The following is a 6402-nucleotide window of genomic DNA, read 5'->3' as shown; positions in this document are numbered from 1 at the left end:
GAAATCAGGACAATGAGAAAAGACTTGCAAGTCTTAAGAGAGAATGACGCTCTAAAAGAGAGATATAAAATAGTTCACATAAAAACTTTAGAAGAGCAGTTGGAAGAAAAAAGAATGGCTGATTTGGCTGTTCCGATTAAAACTGCCCAAGATGAAAAAATCGCCAGGGAAGAAATTTTGCAAAAAAATGAGGGGCAGGAAAGATTGGCGGAAAAGGATTTGAAAAGCTATGCCACCGAGCAGGAGCGCCAGCATCAGCAGAATGGGAACGATGAGGCGAGGCTGCGACATGGCCGGCACTGTGCCAGTCGCGCGGCCCATAAAAAACCCTCGCGTCGACATTGATCGTGCGAGGGTTCTGCAGTACCTGCGGACGGCGCTTCAGCCGCCGTGCAGCTTGTCCAGATAGCGTTCGGCGTCGAGCGCAGCTTGGCAGCCGGTGCCGGCCGAGGTGATCGCCTGGCGGTAGACGTGATCCATCACGTCGCCGGCTGCGAACACACCTTCGACGCTGGTCGCGGTGGCATTGCCTTCGCTGCCGCTCTTCACCTTCAGATAGCCGCCGGCCATATCGAGCTGACCTTCGAAGATGCCGGTGTTCGGCGAGTGGCCGATGGCGATGAACACGCCGGCCAGCTTGGCCTCGCGGGTGCTGCCGTCCTGCACGTTCTTGACTCGCATGCCGGTGACGCCGGTTGCATCGCCGAGCACTTCATCGAGCGACGAGTTCCAGATGATCTCGACCTTGCCTTCGGTCTGCCGCTTGAACAGCTTGTCGTGCAGGATCTTCTCGCCCTTGAACTTGTCGCGGCGGTGCACGATGGTGACCTTGCTGGCGATATTGGCGAGGTACAGTGCTTCTTCGACTGCCGTGTTGCCGCCGCCGATCACGGCGACTTCCTGGCCTTTGTAGAAGAAGCCGTCGCAGGTCGCGCAGGCCGACACGCCCTTGCCCTTGAACGATTCTTCGGACGGAATGCCCAGGTACTTGGCGCTGGCGCCGGTGGCAATGATCAGCGCGTCGCAGGTGTAGCTGCCGCTGCCGCCGTGCAGAGTGAACGGCCGGTTCTTCAGATCGACCTTGTCGATGTGGTCATAGATGAACTGGGTATCGAAGCGCTCGGCGTGGCGGCGCATGCGATCCATCAGATCCGGACCCTGCAGGTGTTCGACATCGCCCGGCCAGTTGTCCACCTCGGTGGTGGTCATCAGCTGGCCGCCCTGCTCGACGCCGGTGATCAGCACCGGTTTCAGGTTGGCGCGGGCCGCGTAGACCGCAGCCGTGTAGCCGGCGGGGCCGGAGCCGAGAATGATCAGCGGATGATGATTGCTCATGATTTTTCAGTGACGAATTGAGAAAGACCGGTATTGCATAGCGGCGCAGGCGCGAAGCATAAGGCCCCACGGTGTGCAGCGGTGCGGCAGTGCACCATCGGTGCCAATGAGCGGATGATGGGGATGCATTCGCCGCTTCAAAGCCCCTGCCGCGGCACGGCCACCGAGCCGCGTACTGGCAAGCCCCGTGCGATACTTTTCCGTCCCCATTGCCCCGGATTTTCCCCTCATGAGTGAGCCGCGCCCCCTGATCGTGCGTCTGTTCAGCTGGATCTGGACGCTGATCGTGTTCTGCTTCCGCGCCTTGGTCATTCTTTCGCTGGTCGTTCTTGGCGTCGGCATCTGGGCCGGCAGCCGCGACCAGACCCCGGTCATCGAGGACAACATCGCGCTGACCGTGATCCCGTTCGGCGATCTCAGCGACCAGATCCCGAACGATCGCAGCCGCGCCTTCCTGCAACGGTTCAGCGACAACAAGCCGACCCAGACCTCGCTGCGCGAAGTGGTCGATGCCATCGACGCTGCCGCCACCGATACGCGCATTCCGTCGATCGTCGTCAAGCTCGATGACATGGCCGGCGCCGGTCTGCCGCAGCTGGAAGAAATCGCCGTCGCCCTGCGCAAGTTCCGCGCGGCCGGCAAGCCGGTGTACGCCTACGGCGATTCCTATGATCAGAAGCAGTACTACATCGCCTCGCAGGCCGATGAAATCTCCATCGATCCGCTCGGTTCGGTGCTGCTCGAAGGTTTTTCGGTCTACACCAACTACTTCAAGGACGCGCTGGACAAGCTGGGCGTGCAGATCAACGTGTTCCGCGTTGGTGAGTTCAAGTCCGCCGTCGAGCCGTACGAGCGCAATGACATGTCGCCCGAGGCCCGCACCGCGAACCAGGCTTGGCTCGGCGATCTCTGGAGCCTGTACGGCAGCACCATCGGCGAGGCGCGCAAGCTGACGCCGGACGCGGCCAATCGCTACATCGCTGGTCTGTCGGCTGGCCTGGAGAAGCACAAGGGTGATCTCGCCGCCTATGCGCTCGAAGCCGGTCTGGTCACCCAGATCGAAACCCAGGCGGACTTCCGCAAGCGGATGATCGAACGGGTGGGCGAGGACGACGATCACGGCTCGTTCCGGCAGATCGATGCCGGCAGCTATCTGGCCGCTGTCCACGCCGAAAAATCCGCGCGCGGTGCTGACAAGATGGCCGTGGTGATCGTCCAGGGCGAGATCGTCGACGGTGATGGCGAAGACAACAACGCCGGCGGCGACACCATTGCCGATCTGCTCGATCGCGCCCGCCGCGACGACAAGGTCAAGGCAGTGCTGCTGCGGGTCAATTCGCCGGGCGGCAGCGTGTTCGCGTCGGAGAAGATCCGTCGTGGCGTACTGGCACTGCAGGCTGCCGGCAAGCCGGTGGTCGCGTCGATGTCGACTTTGGCTGCGAGCGGTGGTTACTGGATTTCGATGGACGCCGACCAGATCTGGGCCGAGCCGACGACGATCACCGGTTCGATCGGCATCTTCGGCATGATCCCGACCATCAACGAGCCGCTGAACAAGATCGGCATCCACACCGATGGCGTTGGCACCACGCCGCTGGCCGGCGCCTTCCGTATCGACCGGCCGCTGGCCGACAGCGTCAAGACGCTGTTCCAGCTGCAGATCGAGAAGGGCTATCGCAACTTCATCGAAGGCGTGGCCAAGGGCCGCGAGATTCCGGTCGAGCAGGTCGATACCATCGCGCGCGGCCGGGTCTGGAGCGGCAAGGCGGCGAAGGAACTTGGCCTGGTCGATTCACTCGGCAGCTTCCAGGATGCGGAAACGGCGCTGGCACAACTCGCCAAGCTCACTCCCGGCCGCTATCAGCTCAACGAGATGCAGCCGGATCGTGATCTGTTCAAGCAACTGCTCGGCGATCTGTTCGGCAAGGGGCAGGGCATGAGCGGCCAAGGGAATATTTATGGTGCGCTTCTGGGCCAGCTTCCGGGTGGCGCCTTGGCGGCACCAGCGCGGGCGATCGGCGATGCCGTGCGTCGTCTCGACGATCCGCAGCGCGTCTACGCCTACTGCTTCTGCACGCCGGAACTTGGCGGGCGCTGAGCGAGACGATTTAGAGAAATTTCGAGTCGGCGGCGTCGCTCGGTACCGCCGGCTTGGAGCCAGCTTCCTGGCGGACTTCCGCCAGCTCGCGACGCAGTTCAGCCAGCTCCAGCAGCACCTGGCCGATGCCGGTTTCGTTCTTCAGGTTGACCCGGTAATCGGCTTCCGCGTGCAGGCGTTCCTTCAGCACCTGCCGGTTCTGACTCATCATCAGCAGCGGGCCTTGCACGGCGACCAGAAAGGCCAGGAAGAAGTTGAAGAACTGGTATGGATAGGGATCGAACTGCAGGCCTGGCACGGCGTTGACGCCGGTCCAGATCGCCGTTGAAACAATCAGCAGGATCAGGAACGACCAGCTGCCGTTCCATTGCGCCACCTGATCGGCCAGCTTCTGCGACCAGGTCTGCTGCTCGTCGGATTCGCGGTTGATATCGCGGGACGCCGGCGTGCCGAGCAGTTCGGCGGCGCTGCGCAGCCGCCGGGACATCACCGCCAGCATCGAGATGCCGATTCGCGGCGAATGATCGAGCTGAGCGATGAAGCTGTCGCGGGTCAGTTCAACCAGCTCGGCGCCGTGAGGTACGTCGACGCTGGCGCTACGCGGCTCATTGTCGATCAGCGCCATTTCGCCGAAGAACTCGCCGTCGCCCAGTTCCTGCAGCACCACCGGCGTCGCACCCGGCTGCGTGGCCGGCAGCAGCACGCGCACCTTGCCACTGACGACGATGAACATCGAGCCGCCGTGCTCGCCCTTCGAGAACAGCAAGGTGCCGGGCGCAACCTTGCGCGGTAGCAGCAGCTGTTCCAGCTCGCCGAGATCGCTGTCGGAAAAGCCCTGGAACAGCGGCACGCGCTTCAGCAGTTGCAGATAAGCAGTCACCGGAACATTCCCCGACATGGCCTTGGCTACGACTCGGACGGTCGCTCTACAAGCATTGTGCGCTTCGCCCGCCGAACCTCGTCAGGTGAAGCGCATCGACAGATCGACGGCGCGGACGTGCTTGGTGATGGCGCCGATCGAGATGCGATCGACACCGGTTTCAGCGATTGCGCGAATGTTCGCCAAGCTGGCGCCGCCGGAGTATTCGATCAGCGTGCGGCCGCCGGCAGCGCGGTGGGCCTGGGTCAGACGCACGGCGGCGATCAGTTCGGAATCAGCGAAATCGTCGACCAGCAGCAGGTCGACGTCCTGATCCAGAGCGATGCGGGCTTCGTCCAGGGTTTCCGCTTCGGTCATCAGCGGCACACCGGAACCGAGTGCCCGCGCGGCGGCGATCGCTTCGGCGATGCCACCGGCTGCGGCGATGTGGTTTTCCTTGATCAGGATGCCGTCATACAGGCCGATGCGATGGTTGACGCCACCCCCGCAGAGCACCGCGTACTTCTGGGCGTTGCGCAGGCCGGGCAAGGTCTTGCGGGTATCGACGATCGCCGCACCGGTGCCGGCCACGGCGTCGACGTATTCGCGCACCGCAGTCGCGGTGCCGGATAGCGACTGCAGGAAGTTCAGCGCCGTACGCTCACCGGTCAGCAGGCTGCGCGCCGAGCCTTGCAGGCGATAGAGCACCTGGTCGGCGGTGACGAGCTGGCCGTCATTGACCAGCCATTCGAGCTGTACCTCGGCGTCGATCTGTGCAAACACCGCATCGACCCAGGCCCGGCCGCAGATCACCGCGTTTTCGCGCGAGATCACTCGTGCATTGGCCTGCTGATCGGCAGGTACCAGACGCGCCGTGTGATCGCCGCTGCCCAGATCTTCGGCAATCGCCTGGGCGACGACGGTGTCGAGATCGTTGACATAGGCCGGCAGCGCCATCGCCATGCTCACGTGCACGCTCACTTCGAAAGCAGATGTTCGAGCAACGCCATCTGCGCCCACATGCGGTTCTCGGCCTCATCCCAGACCACGCTCTGCGGCCCGTCGATGACTTCCGCAGACACTTCCTCACCGCGATGCGCCGGCAGGCAATGCATGAAGATCGCATCACGTTTGCCGCGTGCCATCAGCTCGGCGTCGATCTGGTAATCGGCGAAGGCGGCGACCCGGCGCTGGTATTCAGCTTCCTGGCCCATGCTGGTCCAGGTGTCGGTGACCAGCAGATCGGCGCCGTTGGCGGCGAAGCTCGCGCCGCGCAATAGCTCTACGTGACTGCCGGCTGCGGCGACGATGTCGGCCGCTGGTTCGAAGCCCTTGGGGCTGGCGATGCGCAGCTTGAAGTCGAACAGCCTGGCGGCTTCGATCCAGGAATGACAGACGTTGTTGCCGTCGCCGATCCAGGCTGCAACCTTGCCCTTCGGATCGCCGCGGTGCTCGAACCAGGTCTGCATGTCGGCCAGTAGCTGGCAAGGGTGATGGATGTCCGACAGGCCGTTGATCACCGGCACGCGGGAGGCCGAAGCCAGCGCTTCCTGATCAGCTTGGGAATCGTTGCGGATCATGATCGCGTCGCACATCCGCGACAGTACTTTCGCCGTGTCCTCGATCGGTTCGTCGCGGCCGAGCTGGGTCGCATTCGAATGCAGGAACAGCGCGTGGCCACCGAACTTGGCCATGCCGGCTTCGAAACTGACGCGAGTGCGCGTCGAGTTCTTGGTGAAGATCATCGCCAGCGTCTTGCCCGCAAGCACGCCGTTTCGCGTCGGGCCGGACTTCTTCATCTCGATGGCGCGCAGCACGATGGCGCGCAGTTCGTCGGAAGTGAAGTCGCTGAGCTTGAGCAGGTGACGAGTCATCTCGAAATCCGGTGGAGCGCGGCCCGGGTCACGGCGGGCAGCGGGTCATGCAAAGTCTGAAAGAGAGGGTGAACGGCCAAAAACAAAAAGGGTCGCAACCGGCGACCCTTTCAACCATAAATGAACCGGGCGGCGTCCGTCCACGCGGGACGGACGTGCCCGATCTGCTGCGATCAGCTCAGGTTCTTCTCGACGAATTCCCAGTTCACCAGCGACCAGTAATGCTCCAGGTAGGT

General features: G+C 62.8%; 7 protein-coding genes. 2 read left to right on the top strand and 5 right to left on the bottom strand.

Translation table 11 applies throughout. From position 1 onward, the window contains the following. Positions 1–345, top strand: a 345-nt coding sequence (locus QZY06_RS18450) for a hypothetical protein (protein ID WP_295686816.1), incomplete at its 5' end; no start/stop codon positions are given. 36 nt (positions 346–381) lie between these two features. On the opposite strand, the gene trxB is transcribed toward QZY06_RS18450, so the two are convergent. After that, entirely contained in the window at positions 382–1335 is a 954-nt protein-coding gene (gene trxB, locus QZY06_RS18445) for a thioredoxin-disulfide reductase (protein ID WP_295686814.1), read from the bottom strand. Between the two features lie 229 nt (positions 1336–1564). Between trxB and sppA the strand changes: the two genes are divergently transcribed. Continuing rightward, positions 1565–3433: a signal peptide peptidase SppA gene (gene sppA, locus QZY06_RS18440; RefSeq protein ID WP_273453475.1), complete on the top strand. Its 1869-nt coding sequence runs from the start codon at positions 1565–1567 to the stop codon at positions 3431–3433. 10 nt (positions 3434–3443) lie between these two features. Here sppA and QZY06_RS18435 read toward each other — a convergent pair whose 3' ends face one another. The 4 genes from QZY06_RS18435 to QZY06_RS18420 all read right to left on the bottom strand — a co-directional run. Next, positions 3444–4313, bottom strand: coding sequence for a DUF1003 domain-containing protein (locus QZY06_RS18435; protein WP_273453476.1), 870 nt, complete (start codon positions 4311–4313; stop codon positions 3444–3446). 81 nt (positions 4314–4394) lie between these two features. Further along, on the bottom strand, positions 4395–5249 hold the full coding sequence (gene nadC / locus QZY06_RS18430) for a carboxylating nicotinate-nucleotide diphosphorylase (protein ID WP_367275675.1): 855 nt from the start codon (positions 5247–5249) through the stop codon (positions 4395–4397). A gap of 20 nt (positions 5250–5269) precedes the next feature. Next, positions 5270–6166, bottom strand: a complete 897-nt coding sequence (gene argF, locus QZY06_RS18425; protein ID WP_295686806.1) for an ornithine carbamoyltransferase — start codon at positions 6164–6166, stop codon at positions 5270–5272. 45 nt (positions 6167–6211) lie between these two features. After that, a partial coding sequence (locus tag QZY06_RS18420) for a hypothetical protein (protein WP_295686804.1) occupies positions 6212–6402 on the bottom strand: 191 nt, incomplete at its 5' end.

It is taken from the genome of uncultured Nevskia sp., from assembly GCF_903885465.1.
Taxonomy (GTDB): domain Bacteria; phylum Pseudomonadota; class Gammaproteobacteria; order Nevskiales; family Nevskiaceae; genus Nevskia.
This window is presented reverse-complemented; position numbering and strand designations above follow the sequence as displayed.

Excerpts from the sequence above, each read along its gene's own strand:
- argF (WP_295686806.1), bottom strand. The coding sequence starts at position 6,166 with ATGACTCGTCACCTGCTCAAGCTCAGCGACTTCACTTCCGACGAACTG.
- sppA (WP_273453475.1), top strand. The coding sequence starts at position 1,565 with ATGAGTGAGCCGCGCCCCCTGATCGTGCGTCTGTTCAGCTGGATCTGG.
- trxB (WP_295686814.1), bottom strand. The coding sequence starts at position 1,335 with ATGAGCAATCATCATCCGCTGATCATTCTCGGCTCCGGCCCCGCCGGC.
- nadC (WP_367275675.1), bottom strand. The coding sequence starts at position 5,249 with ATGGCGCTGCCGGCCTATGTCAACGATCTCGACACCGTCGTCGCCCAG.